Raw genomic sequence first — 17,412 nt, forward strand, 5'->3', positions numbered from 1 at the left:
CGGGGCATGCTACGCATGCAGTGATCGATAAACCGGCTCGGTCTCCGGCCGCTTGCCATGCCACAACTGGAATGCATCGGCCGCCTGCTCCACCAGCATGCCGAGACCGCCGTAAGCATGCAGCGCACCGGCAGCGCGCGCCCAGGCGATGAATGCAAACGCGGACTTGCCATAGCCCAGGTCATAGCAAACCGCGCGCGATCCAGCCAATGAAAACGGCAAGGTGAGCGACTGGCCCAGCGTGCCGGCCGAAGTGGCGTTGACGATCAGGTCAAAGCTGCCGATGTTGCCGAGGTCTTCCCAATAGCGCGTATGCACGCGCGCCGGTTCGCCGATGGCATCGGCCAGCGCATCGGCGGCTTCCGGCGAGCGGTTGACGATGGTGAGCGTTTGCACGCCTGCTTCGAACAGCGACCACGCCACCGCGCGTGCAGCGCCACCCGCGCCAAGCAACAGTGCGTCATGACCGCGAAGATCCAGGCGGTGGCGATCGGTGAGGTCGCGCACGAGGGCCGCGCCGTCGGTGTTGTGCGCGGCAAGGCGACCATCGGCGAGACGCGTGAGCACGTTGGCGGTACCAGCGCGCGTTGCAGCCTGAGTGCGTTCGTCTGCCAGCGCAAAGGCGGCTGACTTGTGCGGCAGGGTGACATTCGCGCCGCGGCCTTCTTCTTCGTTGAAGAAATGCCGGATGGCGTCGGCAAAAGCGTCCGGCGCGGCGTCGATGGTGCGGTAGTCGAGCGCAATGCCGAATTGCTGCGCGAAGGCCTGGTGGATTTGTGGCGACAGGCTGTGCGCGATCGGGTGACCGAAGACGGCGAACTGAAGGTGGCGGGACATGCGTGGGGCTCCTTGCTCAGGCCGACGATTTTACGGTGTTCGTCGCTGCGGCAGTGCGTAGTGGGTATTGAAGGTCGTCACTACCTCATCGTCGCCCCGGCGCAGGCCGGGGCCCAGCGTCTTTGTTGCGCAAAAGTCACTAGGCCCCGGCCTGCGCCGGGGCGACGGTGAGGCACGTGTGCGGTTTGATGGTGGCTGCAGCGCTGCAATCGCAAGCTATGAGATCACCCCTGGGCAAGCTTCATCCATCGCCCGTTCCGGAGTTTTCCATGCGTTCGCAGATTGCTGTTTCCGATCGTCGTTCTCGCCTGCTGGCCGCGTCTTTGGTGTGGCTGCTGGCAGGCAGCGTATTGCTGGCGACCACGCTGGTGCCTGCGCATACCGAGTTGCTGGGCTGGTCGCCGATGTTCTGGCTGCTATGCGCGCCGCTGGCCGTGGCGCTGACCCTGGAGCCCAGCTTGCCGCGCCAGTTGCTGGCGTTGTGCCGCGCGCGTCGCCGCAATGCCTCTTCGTTGATCTGGCACTGAATTCCGCTTGGCAGTGGAGCCAGGTGTGGCCGGAGTGCCGCACACAGGGATGCTCGCCGGTTTGGTAGGGATGTGGTCGCTTGCCGGCGGCAGCGCGAGGGATCGCGCCGATGTCCGGTTCACTCAGGGAAGAGTGGGCCGCGACAACCCGCTGGGTGAATTTTTTGCTTCTGACGTGATTGACCCGATACCGCGGCTTCAATCCCACCTCGCCGGAATGACGTTGCGGCGAGATTGCTGCTGACTTCCCTCGTAGCCACCCTCAGCCGTTGATGCCCAGACGCTTGCGCTCCATCCGGCGCAAAAACTCCTGCATGATGCGCCGATAGAGATCTTCGCCCAGGTATTTGTCTTCCACGCCGGCGTCGATCGACGGGTTGTCGTTCACTTCAATCACCACGGCCTTGTCGCCGACCTGCTTGAGGTCCACACCGTACAGGCCGTCGCCCACAGCATTGGTGGCCTTGAGCGCCAGCTTCACCACTTCGGCCGGTGCATCGCGTGTGGGAATGGTTTCGAAGCCGCCGGATTTGTCGGTGCCCTTGGTGGCGCCGTGGTTGTAGATCTGCCAGTGGCCGCGCGACATGTAGTACTTGCAGGCGAACAGCGGTTCGCGATTGAGCACGCCGATGCGCCAGTCGAAATCGGTGTAGACAAATTCCTGCACCAGCAACAGGGCGCTGTGCTGGAACAGTTCGCCGGCCGCTTTTTCGAGCTGGTCTTCGCTTTCCACCTTGACCACGCCGCGCGAGAACGAGCCGTCGGGAATCTTCAGTACCAGCGGGTAGCCGAGTTTGCTGGCGACTTCCTTCAAGCCTTTGGTGTCGTCGCGGTAAAGAATCTCCGTGCGTGGCACGGCGAGCTTGCGCGAGACCATCAGGTCATTGAGGAAGATTTTGTTCGTGCAGCGCAGGATCGAACTGGGATCGTCGATCACCACCATGCCTTCGCGTTCGGCGCGGTGCGCGAAGCTGTAGGTGTGGTTGTCGCTGGCGGTGGTTTCGCGGATGAACAGGCCGTCGTATTCGGCCAGACGCTGGTAATCGTTCTTGCCGATGGGATCGACTTCGATGCCCAGTTCCTTGCCGGCGCTGATAAAGGATTTGAGCGCCTTCTTGTTCGATGGCGGCATCGCTTCGTTGGGATCGACCAGCATCGCCACGTCGTAGCGATACAGCCGCCTTGCGCGAGGCTTGCGCCACAATTTCTTGGAGAATCGGTCCAGCTCGGCGGCGAAGGCATCTTCCTGCGCGTCGTCCAGCGTGTGCAGACCTACCGGCTTCACCGAGGAAATCTGCCACACGCGCTCGCGCTCGAACTCGATGCGCAGCAACGGACACGGAAACATTTCGAACACCTGCCGCGCCAGATCCTGCAGCGCGGGGTAGGCGGTTTCACCGAAGTAGACCAAGATGCCGAAGTCGGTGGTGTCGCGCCCACCCGCAGGCAGGAAGTGCGTGAGCTTGGCATTGAGGTCATCGATGGCGATGCCGTAGAGCGAGCGGCGTCGCAGATCGTTTACCGTGCGCACCGACGGCATCACGCGATGCCCGCGCGCCTCGGCCAGCAACGACACGTAGTAGCCCGTACCCAGGTACTTGTAGCTGCGGCACAGGTTGATCACGTGTGTGCGTTCGTCGTCGCCGCCGACCGGTTCGCGCAGGTAGTCCGTCGCGGTGACGACGTCGACGGACGGATAATAGGAGCCCCAATCGGAAGCTTTCTCGACGACGATGACGAGTCGGGTCATGACACCTCAGAAGACGAGCAGGAGAGACGTCGTCGCGTAGGGGAACGAGGCGGCGCAGCGCAAGGCGGCAGTGTCATGCACCGCGGCGGAGCGCACAAGAGCGACGGATGAAGCGGGCTTAAACGCAGGCGCACGGCGCGTCGCGAAGTGGCCTATGGAAAATTGGACGAAGCACCCCTAAAGTGCCGCGCTTACTCGAACCCCATTGTGACCTGCGCCCGGCCGAGCACCGGCGCGTCTGACGAGAACCCCTGATGACCCCATCGCCAGCAACCGCCGCCGTGCGGGTGCGCCGAGCCGAACTTTCCGATCTCGATGATCTGGTCGCGCTGGAGCATGCCACCTTCGACAGCGACCGGGTGAGTCGTGCGCAATTCCGCCGTCACCTGGACAGCGACTCGGCGCGCGTGCTGGTGGCCAGCGCCAACCATCGCCGTTTTCTCGGCACCGCGCTGGTGTTTTTCCGCAAAGGCAGCCGTGTGGCACGGCTGTATTCCATCGCCAGCTTGCCCGAAGCGCGCGGCAAGGGCGTGGGCACCGCATTGATCGAGGCGGCGGAGGCCGCGGCCCGTCAGCGCCGTTGTCACGCCTTGCGTTTGGAAGTGCGCACCGATAACGAGACGGCTGTCCGCCTCTACGAGCGATTCGGCTATCACCGCTTCGGTCCGGTCGTAAAAGGCTTCTACGAGGATGGGTCGGACGCTTACCGCTACGAAAAGATCCTGAAGTGATCCACAAAAAGGGCCTCCCATAAGGAGGCCCTTTGGTTTTGCACAGCGGACTCAGTGGTTCGCGTTGGAGACTTCGGCAGCCTGCTTCAATTCCTGATTGGCCTGATCGAGCAATTCCTTGGCCTTGGCTGCATGACCACCCAGATCGAACTCGTTGGCCTGCTGCGCGGCGACGATGCTCTTGTAGGCCGCATCGGTCTGATGCTGGGCGCGGGACAGGTTCGGGTGCTTCTTGGCGCTGATGTCACGAACCGGCTGTTGCTGGGCCATGGCCGCGCTGGCAACGAAAGCAAGGCCGGCCATCATCGCCACGGATGCGAAACGTTTCATGCGTATCTCCCCTTTTTGTCTGCGGTGCAGGTTGATGGTGGGGGAAATCTAGCACCGCCTGATGATCGGAAAAACGGGGATTTCTTGCGATCTGGCGCGCAGTGGGCCGCGCCGGTCAGCCGCCCAGCGGCTGACCGATGCGCTGCTGCGTGGCGTCGTCCGGACGTGCCACCAGCGCGCCGGTGCGCATCAGGCTCACGCTGTAGTGACCACCATCCACCAGCGGCAGGAAGGCGCCGCTGCCGAACAACGTGTCCACTTCCGGCAACCAATCGGGAAGCTGTTTGCGCAGGTCGAGCAAGTCGCCCTGGCCGGCCTGGCTGAAATCGATGACCGTGCGCGGTGATGCCATTTCCTGCCGAGCGTCGTCGTAGCGTCCGGAAATGCGGTCCAGGCGATACAGCGGCGGCAACCCTGCGAGTACCGCCGGCAGTTTCCACTTCAGCACGATCGCATCGACCTGGAAGTCATCGCCGGCAAGCCTCACCTCGCGCGTGGCACCGTCCGGCCAGGTCAAGGTCAGCGCCCAGCGTTGTGGCGTGAGAATGCGCGAATCGATCTGCACGACCGGCGCCTCCTCGCTCAGGAAGCGATATCCCTGCAGCGACACAGCGAGACCGCCCAGGAAAATCCCGAGCGTCAACAGAACCAGCATCAGCAGCGTATGTCCGCTCGCGGCGAGATGGCGGCGATCCCGCACGTGCTGGCGCGCCGCCAGCAGCTGGGCCAGGGCAACCAGCAGGACGATGCCTGCCAGGATCGCCAACAGGGTCGCCGGCAGGCGCAGTAATTCATTCCAGTTCATCGATGACTCCAGATACCCGCACATCCTGTGCAATTCGATGCGCATGATAAACGCTGGCGCGGTGGCATCCTGACGGCTTGGCTATACTGCGCCCGTTTCCCCAGGATTTTGTCTCATGCGCCGATCGATCCTGCTGCTACCGGCCTGCCTCGCTTTCGCCGCGATCTCCGGCTGCGGCAACAAAGGCCCGCTGTATATGCCACCGCCGGAGCTGAAGCCCGCGCCAGCCAAACCTGCGCCGGCGCCCACGCCTGCACCAGCGCATGCGAGCACGGCCGCGGAGCCGGCCAGTTCAAGCAGCGTGGTCACCAAGCCGTTGAGCGGAAGCTGACATAGCATCACGTCATGGCCCTACGCTTCTCCAAGATGCATGGCAGCGGCAACGACTTTGCCGTGATCGACAGCCGCGGTGGCGCACTTGCGCTGAGTCCGGCGACGATCCGCGCGATGGCCGATCGCCACACCGGCATCGGCTTCGACCAATTACTCAGCGTCGAACCGGCGCGCGACCGCGCGAGCGCGTTCTATTACGGCATCTGGAATGCCGACGGCTCGCCCTCCGGCCAGTGCGGCAACGGCGTGCGCTGCGTGGCCGCATGGCTGCATCGTGCGGGTGCGCTGGCGCTGGACGATACCGTGCAGATCCAGAGTCCTTCCGGCCCGGTCGCCGTGCGGGTGATCGATGCACATCGCGTCACCGTGGACATGGGCGTGCCGATCTTTGAGCCGGCGCGCATCCCGTTCGAAGCCCCGCACGCCGCCAAGCATTATGTGGTGGATGCGGATGGCCAGCCGCTGGAAATCGGCGCAGTGTCGATGGGCAATCCCCATGCGGTGATGGTGGTGGAAGATCTTTCCGCACCGGCGTTGGCAAGGCTTGGCCCCGCGCTGACCGGACATCCACGTTTCCCTGAAGGTGTTAACACCGGCTTTGTGCAGAAACTGAGCACCCGGCACGTGCGCCTGCGTGTGCACGAGCGAGGATCAGGCTGGACCCTGGCTTGCGGTACCGGCGCGTGCGCCGCGATGGCGGTGCTGCGGCAGCGCGGCGAAGTCGACGCCAGCGTGCAGGTAGACCTGCCCGGCGGCAGCCTGCAAATCGACTGGAATGGTCCCGGTGAACGGCTATGGATGACCGGTCCGGCGGCGTTTGTGTTCGAAGCCGAGTGGCTGGATCCGCAGGCTGGTGATTGATGTACCGGCGCGTCCATCGCACACTCGGCCCTAGCCTTGGGATGCGCTGATCCATTCTGCGCGGGTGGCATGATGAGCAGAAGGCTCGCAGGGTGTGTTGCGCGGCACAGAGAAGGCCGGGTGCCTTTTCAAGATGCGCGGCGCAGCCTGCGAGCCTTCTGCTCATCACCCCATCATTTAAACCAACGCGTTGGGGCCGGCTCTGTCCGTCCGCATGCCTTCGGCCCATCGTCTCGACAGACGGCCAGTCTGTCTTCGCCGATGATCCTATGGCATGCGAACGGACAGAGCCGGTGACACCCACGTAGAATGGATCAGAGCATCCCATGGTTTCCGGCCTGAGGTTTCGCGCATGACCAACGCCCTGCTCGACGACACGATCAAAGCCAGCGATGTCGCTGCGTATCTGCGCCAGCATCCCGGTTTCCTCAGCGACTACCCGGAACTGGCCACGCTGCTGACCCTGCCACGGGAGCAAGGTGCCGTCGCTTCGCTGGCGGCCTATCAGCTGCAGACGCTGCGCGAGAAGAACACCGAGCTGGAGCGCAAATTCAACGAACTCACCGTCATCGCGGCGGAGAATGAACGTCTGATGCAGCGCGTGCACGAGCTGAATGTCGCCGTATTGCGCGCCAATACGCCGGCGATCGCCGCGCGCAGCGTGGTGGCCCGGCTACTGGAGGATTTTGGCACCGACCAGATCCGGCTGGTGCTGTTCGGCGAGCCGATCCTGCCGCCCGCGGACTGGCTGATGCAGGAACCCGGCGGACGTATGGCGATGCCCGAGTTCGTGGATTTTCTTGCCCATCACGAACCGATTTCGGGCCGTCTTTCCGCCGAACGCCTGTACCGCCTGTTTGGCCAGAACGCGCCGGAGATTCGATCCGCCGCGGTGATGCCGCTGGGCGAACTGGGCCTGCTGGCCATTGGCAGCCACGACCCGGACCACTTCCAGCCCGGCATGGGCACCATGTTCCTGAAGATGATCGCCGCCACGCTCACCGCGGCGCTGGCACGCCTGAAGGACGGCGCCTGAGCGGTGGACGTTCAAAGCCAGATTGATGCATGGCTCACGCGACTGGCTAGCGAACGCAAGGCGTCGCCACACACCCTCGAAGGCTACCGGCGCGATTTGGGCAAACTGGTGCGTTACATGCAAACGCAGCAGATCACCTCGTTCGATGCGCTGGTTCCCAACCGCATGCGCGGCTTTGTCGCGGCGGAACATCGCGGTGGCCTGTCGCCGAAAAGCCTGCAGCGTCTGCTCTCCTCCTGTCGCAGCCTGTTTCGCCAACTTACCCGCGAGGGCTTGCTGACACATGACCCGCTGGCCGGTGTGCGCGGCCCGAAAGTGCATCGCAAATTGCCTGAAGTGCTGGACGTCGACGAAGCCACCGCGCTCGTGGAAGCCGAGGGCGGTGACGCATTGAACGTGCGTGATCGCGCAATGCTGGAATTGTTCTATTCCTCCGGCCTGCGTCTGTCGGAGTTGACGGGATTGCACTGGCTGGATCTGGATCTCGACGCAGGCGAAGTGCGCGTGCTCGGCAAGGGACGCAAGACGCGCATCGTACCGGTGGGCCGGCATGCCATCACCGCCTTGCGCGCGCTGGGTGAAGCGGAAGGACGTGAACCGGATTCGCCGGTATTTCGCGGGCGCAACGGCGCACCGATCAGCCCGCGCACCGTACAGGCGCGCATGAAGACGCTGGCATTGCGGCAAGGTTTCGCCAAACACGTCCATCCGCACTTGCTGCGCCACACCTTCGCCAGTCACATGCTGGAATCGTCGGGGGATTTGCGCGCGGTGCAAGAACTGCTCGGCCACGCCGACATCGCCACGACGCAGATCTATACGCATCTGGATTTCCAGCACTTGGCCAAGGTGTATGACGCGGCGCATCCGCGCGCGCGGCGCAAAGGTTCCTGATGCTTTCCGCATCGACGACGAATCTGCTGATCAAGGCACTGATCGGCGCATTGATGGTGGTGTTGATCGGCGTGCTGTCACGCACGCGCAATTACTACATCGCCGGTTTGCTGCCGTTGTTTCCGACCTTTGCGCTGATGGCGCATTACATCGTCGGCAGCGAACGCGGCACGGCGGATCTTAAAGCCACCATCGTGTTCGGCATGTGGGCGGTGGTGCCTTATCTGGCCTATCTTGCAAGCCTTTACTGGCTGGTCGATCGCCTGCGGCTGGTGCCTGCATTGCTGACCGCGTTATTGGCGTGGTGCGTCGTGGCCGCTGGCGCCGTGCTGTTGTGGCAGAGACGCTGATCCCCGTCGCGCCGGCCGGCGACGGGCGACGGAATGGGTCGTTTGACTAGCCCCATAGATCTTGGAAAAGCCTGCGTCGGCCCCACGTTTGGCAGCTGAGCCTTTCTTCGGAGATCTTCATGGAATCGTTCCACGCCACCACCATCATCTCGGTACGCCGCCAGGGCCGCGTGGTGATCGGCGGTGATGGCCAGGTCACGCTGGGTAATACGGTGATGAAGGCCAATGCGCGCAAGATCCGCCGTCTCGGCAAAGGCGATGTATTGGCCGGCTTTGCTGGTGCCACGGCCGACGCCTTCACGCTGTTCGAACTGTTCGAGCAGAAATTGGATAAGCACGGCGGCAACCTGACCCGCGCTGCCGTGGAAATGGCGAAGGAATGGCGCACCGACCGCCGCCTGGGCCGCCTGGAAGCCATGCTGGCCGTGGCCGACAAGGAAGCCTCGCTACTGATCTCCGGCAATGGTGACGTGCTTGAGCCCGAACACGGCTTGATCGCGATCGGATCCGGTGGCCCCTACGCGCAATCCGCCGCGTTGGCCCTGATGGAAAACACCGAGCTGGATGCGCGCGCCATCGTGGAGCGTGCGCTGAAGATCGCCGGCGACATTTGCATCTATACCAATCACAACACCACGATCGAAGAACTGTGAATCGGGAGTCGCGAACAGGGCGTTGAAGAACCCTGAACCCGCGCTCTTGCTCTTCCCATTTCCCATTCCCTATTTACGATTCCCGACCATGTCCGAACTCACTCCCCGCGAAATCGTCAACGAACTCGACCGCTACATCATCGGCCAACATGACGCCAAGCGCGCCGTGGCCATCGCGCTGCGCAACCGCTGGCGCCGCATGCAGCTGGATCCGACGCTGCGTGAGGAAGTGACGCCGAAGAACATCCTGATGATTGGCCCGACCGGCGTAGGTAAGACGGAAATCGCACGCCGTCTGGCGACCCTGGCGAATGCACCGTTCGTGAAGGTGGAAGCGACCAAGTTCACCGAAGTGGGTTATGTCGGCAAAGACGTGGAGTCGATCGTGCGCGATCTGGCCGATGTCGCCTACAAGCTCACCCGCGAGCAGGCCATGAAACGTGTGCGTACGCAGGCCGAAGATAGCGCCGAAGACCGCATCCTCGATGCACTGCTACCGCGCCGCCAGGCACCGAGCGATTGGAGCCACGATGCAGCGCCCGCCTCGGCCATCGAAACCGAAACCCGCCAAAAATTGCGTAAGCAGCTGCGCGAAGGCGCGCTGGATGATCGCGAAATCGAGCTGGACGTGAACATGAATGTCGGCGTGGAAATCATGTCGCCGCCCGGCATGGAAGAAATGGGCCAGCAATTGCGCCAGATGTTCCAGAACCTCGGTGGCGCCAAGACGCAGAAGCGCAAATTGGCGATCAAGGCCGCGCGTCCGCTGTTGATCGAAGAAGAGGCGTCGCGTCTGCTCAATGACGAGGAAGTGCGCGCGCAGGCGATGGAAACCGCCGAACAGAATGGCATCGTCTTCATCGATGAGATCGACAAGATCGCACAGCGCTCCGAATGGGGTGGCGCGGGTGTCAGCCGCGAAGGTGTGCAGCGTGACCTGCTGCCGCTGGTGGAAGGTTCCACGGTGTCCACCAAGTACGGACCGATCAAGACCGATCACATGCTGTTCATCGCTTCCGGTGCGTTCTCGCTGGCCCGTCCTTCGGATCTGATTCCGGAACTGCAGGGCCGCCTGCCGATTCGTGTGGAGTTGTCTGCGCTGTCCGTGGACGACTTCAAGCGCATCCTGCGCGAGCCGCACAACGCGCTGACCAAGCAGTACGAAGCACTGCTGAGTACCGAAGGCGTCACCCTGACCTTCGAAGCATCCGGCATCGACCGCCTGGCCGAGATCGCCTTCCAGGTGAACGAGCGGACCGAGAACATCGGCGCCCGCCGCCTGCATACGGTGATGGAGCGTCTTCTGGAGAAAATCTCCTACGAAGCCGCAGACAAATCCGGCGAAAACTACCTGATCAGCGCCGAATATGTGGACAAAAACCTGGGTAGTCTGATCAAGGACGAGGATCTCAGCAGGTATATCCTCTGACCCTCTGCCACTATCTATAATTCATTGTTTTAGAAAGGAAAAACAAACAACCAGTCGCGCTTAGCAGGCTGTAAACAAGCTGCCGGACCCCCTCTGGTAAAATGGCGCCCATGGGTAAGATTATTGAACTGAAAACCACCGGCCAGCGTGCGCAACTCCGCGAAGCGCAACAGAAACAGCAGCTGGTGCGTCTATGGCGCGGCGACCTCGAACACGGCAGCTTCTGCGGTTATGTCGGCAGTGTCGGCCGGGAGTTTTTCCTGTTGTGGGTGGTCGGTGACGGCATTACCTACGACGGCATGTACGTGATGCGCCATCGTGACATCACCGAACTGGAAGCACCCGATAAGCACAGCTTCTTCATGGAAAAGGCGTTGACGCTGAAGAACCTGCTGCCGCGCCTGCCACGCAGCTTCCCGCTCGACAGCATCCGCGAGGTGGTGCAAGCCGCCAGCGCGATGGCGCCGGTGATCGGCGTGCATGTGGATAGCGAGGACGAGGCGGAAGTCTGCTACATCGGCCGACTGGTCAGCGTTGAGGAAGAAGGTTTCAATATGCAGGAAATCACTCCCGATGCGGAGTGGCTGCGCGAGGCGTCGTTCTTCAGCTGGGATGAAGTGTCGACCGTCACTATGGAAGACGGTTACGCACAGTCGTTGCTAGCGGTCGCTGGCGCACCACCTCCGTTGTTGCAAGGTGATTCTGGCGTGGGCCAGGCGCATTGAAACTTTGATAATGGATTGCCTCAAGAGACCCGCCTCCGGCGGGTTTCTTTTTTACGGTGCGCTGAATCTTAATCTGACGGATCACTCAACACGCCTCACCGTTATTCCGGCGAAGGCCGGAATCCATGTCAAATACAAGTCCGAAAGACGCAAGAACACGGATGGGCCTTCAATCAAGTATGGAAATGGATTCCGGCCTTCGCCGGAATGACGATGAGGCTGAACGTTGCATCTGCTCAAGTTGCACAACTACCTCAACTTGAAAAGCAACGCATCACCGCTGAAATAAATTCCGCCGCGCCTCCTCATCCGTGCGCGCATCCATCTTGCCCTTGATCGTGTCGCCGATCGCATACGCCCGCTTCGTCGCCTCGCGATCACGGATATGTGTGAACCACCGCTTCACCTGCGGGAATTCATCCAGGTTGATGCCCTGATCTTCATACGACACGGTCCACGGATAGGCCGCCATGTCCGCAATGCTGTAATCCTTGCCGGCAATGAACTCGCCTTCGGTCAGGCGTTTGTCGAGCACGCCATATAAACGGCGCGTTTCGCGCTCATAGCGATCGATCGCATACGGAATTTTTTCCGGCGCGTAGCGATTGAAGTGATGGTTCTGGCCCAGCATTGGCCCCAGGCCACCGACTTGCCAGAACAACCATTCCATCACTGTCGTTTGGCCACGCACATCGGCAGGAAGGAAACGGCCCGTCTTTTTGGCCAGATACTGCAGGATGGCGCCAGACTCGAACACGCTAATCGGCTCGCCACCATCGGCTGGCGCCGTATCCACGATCGCCGGCATGCGATTGTTGGGTGAAATCTTCAGAAAAGCTGGCTCGAACTGCTCGCCCTTACCGATGTTCACCGGCTTGATCATATAAGGCAGGGCCGTCTCTTCCAGAAATAACGTGATCTTGTGGCCATTCGGTGTGGGCCAGTAATGCAGCTCGATCATGGGATGGATCCAGGGCGGAAAACCCAAGCGTCGGGGCCGAAGACCAGGCTTTCAAGGCCAAGCGACGGGTACAAACTTACGAATAGCTGAAGAAATGACAGGGTTTAGTAAACGTCATGCCGCCTCCCTCGTTTTCCACCTGACGGCACTCGCCGCGTTTACTCACGGAATCCGGAGACATCCCATGAAAAGCCTCAGCTCGCGTTTCGCTCTGCTCGCCCTCGCGCTCAGCGCCGTCAGCCTCGCACCTGCCGTTTTCGCGCAGGACAACGCTCCCAGTGGCGGTAGCGGCGAGTCGCATCAACACGGTGCTCCTGACCCCCAGCAGCAAGCAGCTCGCCTCACCAACAAATTGGGGCTGAGCAATGATCAGACCGCCAAGATCACCACCATCCTGCAGAACCAGCAACAGCAGATAAGTGCATTGCGTAGCGATAGCTCGCTTTCACAAGACGATCGTCGCACCAAGATGCATTCCATTCGCCAAGATACCGATACGCAAATCAACGCAGTGCTGACGCCGGCACAACAGACGCAGTACGCGGACATGAAGGCGAAGATGAAGCAGCACATGCAGAACGGTGGTAATGGTGGCAACGGTGGTGGATCAACGGGCGGCTGAGGCCGACACGGGCGGCGGCTGATTTGCTTTTGCAACACCTTCTACCCTTGCGTGCCGGCATTATGCCGGCACGCGTGCAAGGCACATCTACCAGGTAAACGACGATGGCTTTACGCTCTGCGGGTAACCACCGCTAGAGAACAAACATGACACGTCTGGTCGTCGTCGGCAGCATCAACATGGACCTGGTCACACTGGCGCAGCGTTTTCCTGGCCCCGGTGAAACCCTGCTCGGCGAACGCTTTCTCTCAGTGCATGGCGGCAAGGGTGGCAACCAGGCCGTGGCCGCTGCTCGCCTGGGTGCTGAAGTGCATATGGTCGGTGCAGTCGGTGACGACGATTTCGCCCAACCGCTATGGGATGCGTTGGCCGCTGAAGGTGTCGACATCACGCACGTTGCACGGATCAAGGATTGCGGTAGTGGCACCGCCTCCATCACCGTCGCCGACGGTGAAAACCAGATCATTGTGGTACCGGGCGCGAATGCGCGCGTAACGCCTGCGCATGTCGCCAACGCCAATAGCCTGATCGCAGGCGCCGACGCTGTATTGGTGCAGATGGAAATTCCACTTGAAACGGTGGAAGCCACGCTGCGTATTGCCCATCAGGAACACGTGCCCGTCATTCTCAACCCCGCACCCGCGCAGCGGCTTCCGGAAACGTGGCTCAAGCTCGCACGCTACATCACTCCCAACCAGCACGAACTCGCCATTCTACTTGGCGCCGATCCAGCAGAAGATTTTCGCAGCCTGATGCGTCGTGCACCTTGCCCCGTGGTTCTCACCCGCGGTGCGGAAGGTGCTTGGTATCGCGAGGAAGGTGAGCCCCAGCATCAAAGCGGCTTCCGTGTGGAGGCTGTGGACAGCACCGGCGCTGGAGATACCTTCAACGCAGCACTTGCTGTTTTCCTGCACGAAGGTCTGCCCATCGCCGTGCGCAAAGCCTGCGCTGCGGCGGCGTTGTCAGTCACACGCCTCGGTGCGCGCGGCGGCATGCCGCATCAGGCGGACATCGATGTCTTGTTGACGCGGTAAAGCCATGAATGAGCGTCAATGTCGTCGGACAACAGTCATAGGCCAACGCTCGAAAGCTTCGACATAAGAAAGTGGGCTGCACTCACATGCGCAGCCTGCGCTTGTTGCGTTTTTGGCCGCAAGAAGAAGTCATGCGCGCCGTCTTTATAAATATCGATGTCTGCAGCATCAACGAGATGTCGCGCTATTCGCTGAAGATTTAATCCAACCGGCACGGGGAAGGTTCGATCGGCACTTCCCCATATCAAATGCAAAGGCGGCAAGGATCGTACCGGTTGCGAATAACCATCCGGGAAGTTGCCGTCTACAATCACAAGCGCACCTATGTCCGCGCTATTCGCTGATACCGCGGCCGCCATTTCCGCACCAAGCGATATACCGAGCAAACCAACTTTGCCGACGTGATTGGGGCGTGCGTTAAAATAAGAAATTGCACCTCGAATATCGACAAGCCATGCTGACTGACGCTTGGCGTAATAGCGCTCACGAGCCTCTGAATTACCGGCACTGCCGATGGCGCTTAGATCCGTAGGGGAAAGAAAGTGCACAAGGCAAGCTTGCAAGCCGGCATCCAGAAAGGTCTTCCCGATCTCGTCATAGGCCGGGGAACCAAATCCTTTGCTGCCGCTCAAGATGAGAACAGTCGGCAACGTGGCATGTGTGCTTGCAAAACATTCGATCAAAACACTGCCGTTCGGTGTCTGCACTGTAAGCGGCTGGCGAGACGCCGCTTCAGCGTTTCTCAAATAGAAACCCAGTAACAGCGCGACCAAGGTATTGAAGATGATGTGCGCGATTAGATTTGACGCTGTCTTACGCAACATCGACACTCAACAAGTGTGCGTGTATTCATTGGACGATGCAGCGTCAGCTTGAAGTGCTTTTGCTTCGTCTTGCATCTTCGCTCCACCTCGTGCAAAACGGCTACGCAATACTCGATTCAATGGATCGCCAAAGAATCGGGCAGCCAGCCATGCCAGTATGGCCGACAAGGCCAAGAATGCCGCTAGCATCGGCAATTTTTGCTCGATAGTCATGGCTGTCTTTGGCACAAGCTCGACGATGACGCCAAGCACGACGATATGGAACAGGTATAGCTCGTAACTGTGCGCACCTAGCCATGCCAAGGGCCTTCCCAGTCGACGGGAGACACCATCTGCTGGTAACCGTGACACAGCAACGAGAAATAGCGCGGTTGCGATGCCCAAGAACGAAGCACCGAGCGCTTCATTCCCGTTAATGCCTCGCATGTACACCCAGCCTCCGATGAGGCACGTCAGAACGGCGAGCGTCCGTCGCAACGCATTTGTCACTTTCACGCTTTTTGCCAGGATAGCCGCGACACATCCGTAGGTCAGCATATCCATGCACGCCACGTTGCCGTACATGAAAAACAACTCGTTGTCCCTGTGTATACCGCGATAGATCGGCGCAATGATCACGCACAGACCTGTCAACACCACCAACTGCCAACGTCGCCGGGCCACCACGAGTAACAACGGGTATAGCAGGTAGAACACTTCCTCAACCGATAACGACCAATAGATGTTCATGGCGTAATTGAAGTAGCCAACCGCCTCCATGAGGAGGTTGTGCCAAAACGTCAACACCGACAGATCCGCGATCAGGAAGAATCCATTACCAAGATTCTCGCCACGATGAATGTTTGAGAAGTTATGGAGTCCTATAAGCCCAAGCACAGTGATAACGGCTAGGGCGAACACGACGAGCGGATAGAGCCTGAAGAAGCGAAGCTTGTAAAAATGCGCGACATCGACAGTCGCCAGTGATCCGTAACGACGCAGGATGTTGGATGTGATCAGGAAACCTGAAATCACAAAAAACATGTCGACGCCGTAATTACCGTTGTAGAAGATCGCACGTAGTGTCGGTATCGAAACCCAGTCTTGCAGGGGACTTATCTGTAAGTGATAGGACAAGCTGTAGTGCAGCAGCATCACCAATAAAATGGAGACGCCACGCAGCATGTCGATATAAATGTTTCTGCCTTCACGTTCATTCCCGGGAACAGCGGACGCATTCATCGTGTGTCAGTCCCTTGCGCGATGTGGGAGAAAAACCAATTCTTTAGCCATTTCCGGCTTTTTGCCTTTCTTTCAACCAAAGACGCTTTTCGCGTTCGCCTCACCGTTGACTACTTGCCAATGCAAAACGAGCTGAAGATAGCGCCAAGCAGATCGTCGCTGGTGTAGGTGCCAGTGATTTCTCCCAGGGCATGCTGTGCTTGCCGTAATTCTTCAGCGGCGAGTTCGCCAGCTCGGGTGTCAGCCAAGACTTTTGCCGTGTGGGTGAGATGATCCGCGACTCGTTCTAGGGCGAGGACATGACGTCGGCGTGCGCTGAACGCACCTTCACCGCCGCCAGCACCTGCCAGTTGCTTGAGGTGTTTGCGGAGGGTTTCCAGGCCTTCGCCGGTTTTTACCGATAGCCACAACCACTTCGCATCAGCATGTTGTTCCTCGTGCGCATGTTTGCCATCGAGATCGATCTTGTTGATGACAACGATGCGTTCGACACCGGCGGGAAGATCTTTTAGCCAAGCCAGATCCGCATCAGCATGCTGCTTATCGGTCACCAGAAGCACAGCATCGGCGCGGGTGCGTTCGTTGTGCGCACGACGAACGCCTTCGCTTTCTACGGGATCGTGCGTATCACGTAATCCCGCGGTATCAGCAAGTTCCAGTGCGATGCCATCGAGGCTGATGCTTTCGCGCAGCACATCGCGGGTGGTGCCGGCGATGTCAGTGACGATGGCGCGTTCGCTGCCAGCCAATGCGTTAAGCAAACTGGATTTGCCGGCATTGGGGCGGCCGACGATGGCGATGCGCAATCCGTCATTGAGTCGTACACCACGTCGCGCTTCACGGAGCAGATCGGCAAGCTGTGTGCGTAGTGCTTCAAGTTGTTGCGTGATGGCGGGATCGGCCAGGAAGTCGATTTCTTCTTCCGGAAAATCGATCGCGGCTTCGATATGCACGCGCAGGATGATCAGCGCCTTGAGCAAAGCATCGACCTTGCGCGAGAACACGCCCTCCATCGATTGCAATGCGGCGCGCGCACCGGTTTGTGAGCGCGCAGCGATGAGATCGGCAACAGCTTCGGCCTGCGCAAGATCAAGCTTGCCATTGAGAAAAGCGCGTTCGGTGAATTCACCGGGACGCGCCAGGCGCGCGCCAAGTTCACACGTGCGACGCAGGAGCGCATCCAGCAACACGGTGCTGCCGTGGCCCTGCAGTTCCAGCACATGTTCGCCCGTATAGGAGGCCGGAGCAGGGAAGTACAGCAGTAGACCGCGGTCGATCAGTTCACCCGCCGCATCGCGGAAGGCCGCAAAGTGCACATGCCGCGGTGAAGGTGCTTTGCTGAGCAGGGTCTGTGCAATGTTCGGTGCTTGCGGTCCTGAAACGCGTACGACACCGACGCCCGCGGCGCCCGGAGCGCTGGCAATGGCGGCGATGGTGTCCTGATGGTGTGCATCGGCGGTCATGGGCTATCAGCATAACCGCGGAGGGC

20 protein-coding genes are annotated in these 17,412 nt (G+C 60.4%); 12 read left to right on the plus strand and 8 right to left on the minus strand.

All coding sequences use genetic code 11. The annotated features are described in order from the left end of the window. Positions 1-9: 9 nt before the first annotated feature. Entirely contained in the window at positions 10-837 is an 828-nt protein-coding gene (gene aroE, locus ISN74_RS20450) for a shikimate dehydrogenase (RefSeq protein ID WP_188795907.1), read from the minus strand. 269 nt (positions 838-1,106) lie between these two features. Between aroE and ISN74_RS20455 the strand changes: the two genes are divergently transcribed. Further along, complete coding sequence (locus ISN74_RS20455) at positions 1,107-1,364, plus strand: hypothetical protein (protein ID WP_188795909.1); 258 nt, start codon at positions 1,107-1,109, stop codon at positions 1,362-1,364. A 262-nt stretch (positions 1,365-1,626) separates the two neighbouring features. Here the strand turns inward: ISN74_RS20455 and ISN74_RS20460 are convergent, their stop codons facing one another. After that, positions 1,627-3,114, minus strand: a complete 1,488-nt coding sequence (locus ISN74_RS20460) for a RimK family protein (protein ID WP_188795911.1) — start codon at positions 3,112-3,114, stop codon at positions 1,627-1,629. A 254-nt stretch (positions 3,115-3,368) separates the two neighbouring features. Here ISN74_RS20460 and ISN74_RS20465 point away from each other — a divergent pair, with 254 nt between their 5' ends. Then, complete coding sequence (locus ISN74_RS20465) at positions 3,369-3,845, plus strand: GNAT family N-acetyltransferase (protein WP_188795913.1); 477 nt, start codon at positions 3,369-3,371, stop codon at positions 3,843-3,845. A gap of 51 nt (positions 3,846-3,896) precedes the next feature. Here the strand turns inward: ISN74_RS20465 and ISN74_RS20470 are convergent, their stop codons facing one another. Continuing rightward, on the minus strand, positions 3,897-4,175 hold the full coding sequence (locus ISN74_RS20470; RefSeq protein WP_188795915.1) for a hypothetical protein: 279 nt from the start codon (positions 4,173-4,175) through the stop codon (positions 3,897-3,899). A 115-nt stretch (positions 4,176-4,290) separates the two neighbouring features. Continuing rightward, positions 4,291-4,980 carry a hypothetical protein gene (locus tag ISN74_RS20475; RefSeq protein ID WP_188795917.1) on the minus strand — a complete coding sequence of 230 codons (690 nt, stop codon included), beginning with the start codon at positions 4,978-4,980 and terminating at the stop codon, positions 4,291-4,293. Between the two features lie 115 nt (positions 4,981-5,095). Here ISN74_RS20475 and lptM point away from each other — a divergent pair, with 115 nt between their 5' ends. The 8 genes from lptM (at position 5,096) to ISN74_RS20515 (ending at position 11,261) form a co-directional block, all read left to right on the plus strand. After that, positions 5,096-5,311 carry an LPS translocon maturation chaperone LptM gene (gene lptM, locus ISN74_RS20480; protein ID WP_188795919.1) on the plus strand — a complete coding sequence of 72 codons (216 nt, stop codon included), beginning with the start codon at positions 5,096-5,098 and terminating at the stop codon, positions 5,309-5,311. Between the two features lie 14 nt (positions 5,312-5,325). After that, positions 5,326-6,174, plus strand: a complete 849-nt coding sequence (gene dapF / locus ISN74_RS20485; protein ID WP_188795921.1) for a diaminopimelate epimerase — start codon at positions 5,326-5,328, stop codon at positions 6,172-6,174. A gap of 352 nt (positions 6,175-6,526) precedes the next feature. Continuing rightward, the gene (locus ISN74_RS20490) at positions 6,527-7,210 is read left to right on the plus strand and encodes a DUF484 family protein (protein ID WP_188795923.1); all 684 of its coding nucleotides are present in this window, start codon (positions 6,527-6,529) and stop codon (positions 7,208-7,210) included. Between the two features lie 3 nt (positions 7,211-7,213). Beyond that, positions 7,214-8,104 (plus strand): tyrosine recombinase XerC, encoded by an 891-nt coding sequence (xerC, locus tag ISN74_RS20495; protein ID WP_188795925.1) that lies wholly within the window; start codon positions 7,214-7,216, stop codon positions 8,102-8,104. Next, positions 8,104-8,454: a GlpM family protein gene (locus tag ISN74_RS20500; protein WP_188795927.1), complete on the plus strand. Its 351-nt coding sequence runs from the start codon at positions 8,104-8,106 to the stop codon at positions 8,452-8,454. The genes xerC and ISN74_RS20500 overlap by 1 nt, the downstream gene beginning before the upstream one ends. Before the next feature lie 119 nt (positions 8,455-8,573). Next, complete coding sequence (gene hslV / locus ISN74_RS20505; RefSeq protein WP_188795929.1) at positions 8,574-9,107, plus strand: ATP-dependent protease subunit HslV; 534 nt, start codon at positions 8,574-8,576, stop codon at positions 9,105-9,107. A gap of 88 nt (positions 9,108-9,195) precedes the next feature. Further along, positions 9,196-10,536 carry an ATP-dependent protease ATPase subunit HslU gene (gene hslU / locus ISN74_RS20510; protein ID WP_188795930.1) on the plus strand — a complete coding sequence of 447 codons (1,341 nt, stop codon included), beginning with the start codon at positions 9,196-9,198 and terminating at the stop codon, positions 10,534-10,536. A 110-nt stretch (positions 10,537-10,646) separates the two neighbouring features. Beyond that, on the plus strand, positions 10,647-11,261 hold the full coding sequence (locus tag ISN74_RS20515) for a hypothetical protein (RefSeq protein WP_188795931.1): 615 nt from the start codon (positions 10,647-10,649) through the stop codon (positions 11,259-11,261). A gap of 274 nt (positions 11,262-11,535) precedes the next feature. Here the strand turns inward: ISN74_RS20515 and ISN74_RS20520 are convergent, their stop codons facing one another. Then, on the minus strand, positions 11,536-12,222 hold the full coding sequence (locus ISN74_RS20520) for a glutathione binding-like protein (RefSeq protein WP_188795932.1): 687 nt from the start codon (positions 12,220-12,222) through the stop codon (positions 11,536-11,538). Between the two features lie 184 nt (positions 12,223-12,406). On the opposite strand from ISN74_RS20520, the gene ISN74_RS20525 reads away from it, so the two are divergent. Together ISN74_RS20525 and rbsK are read left to right on the plus strand one after the other, a co-directional pair. Then, positions 12,407-12,844, plus strand: coding sequence for a hypothetical protein (locus ISN74_RS20525; RefSeq protein ID WP_188795933.1), 438 nt, complete (start codon positions 12,407-12,409; stop codon positions 12,842-12,844). Positions 12,845-12,990: 146 nt separating this feature from the next. Then, on the plus strand, positions 12,991-13,878 hold the full coding sequence (rbsK, locus tag ISN74_RS20530) for a ribokinase (protein WP_188795934.1): 888 nt from the start codon (positions 12,991-12,993) through the stop codon (positions 13,876-13,878). A 35-nt stretch (positions 13,879-13,913) separates the two neighbouring features. Here the strand turns inward: rbsK and ISN74_RS20535 are convergent, their stop codons facing one another. From ISN74_RS20535 to mnmE, 3 genes are all read right to left on the minus strand, one after another. Further along, complete coding sequence (locus ISN74_RS20535; RefSeq protein WP_188795935.1) at positions 13,914-14,702, minus strand: dienelactone hydrolase family protein; 789 nt, start codon at positions 14,700-14,702, stop codon at positions 13,914-13,916. A gap of 6 nt (positions 14,703-14,708) precedes the next feature. After that, on the minus strand, positions 14,709-15,923 hold the full coding sequence (locus ISN74_RS20540; protein WP_188795936.1) for an acyltransferase family protein: 1,215 nt from the start codon (positions 15,921-15,923) through the stop codon (positions 14,709-14,711). Between the two features lie 110 nt (positions 15,924-16,033). Next, positions 16,034-17,386, minus strand: coding sequence for a tRNA uridine-5-carboxymethylaminomethyl(34) synthesis GTPase MnmE (gene mnmE / locus ISN74_RS20545; RefSeq protein ID WP_188795937.1), 1,353 nt, complete (start codon positions 17,384-17,386; stop codon positions 16,034-16,036). Positions 17,387-17,412: the final 26 nt, after the last annotated feature.

The organism is Dyella caseinilytica (assembly GCF_016865235.1).
GTDB classification, from domain to species: domain Bacteria; phylum Pseudomonadota; class Gammaproteobacteria; order Xanthomonadales; family Rhodanobacteraceae; genus Dyella_B; species Dyella_B caseinilytica.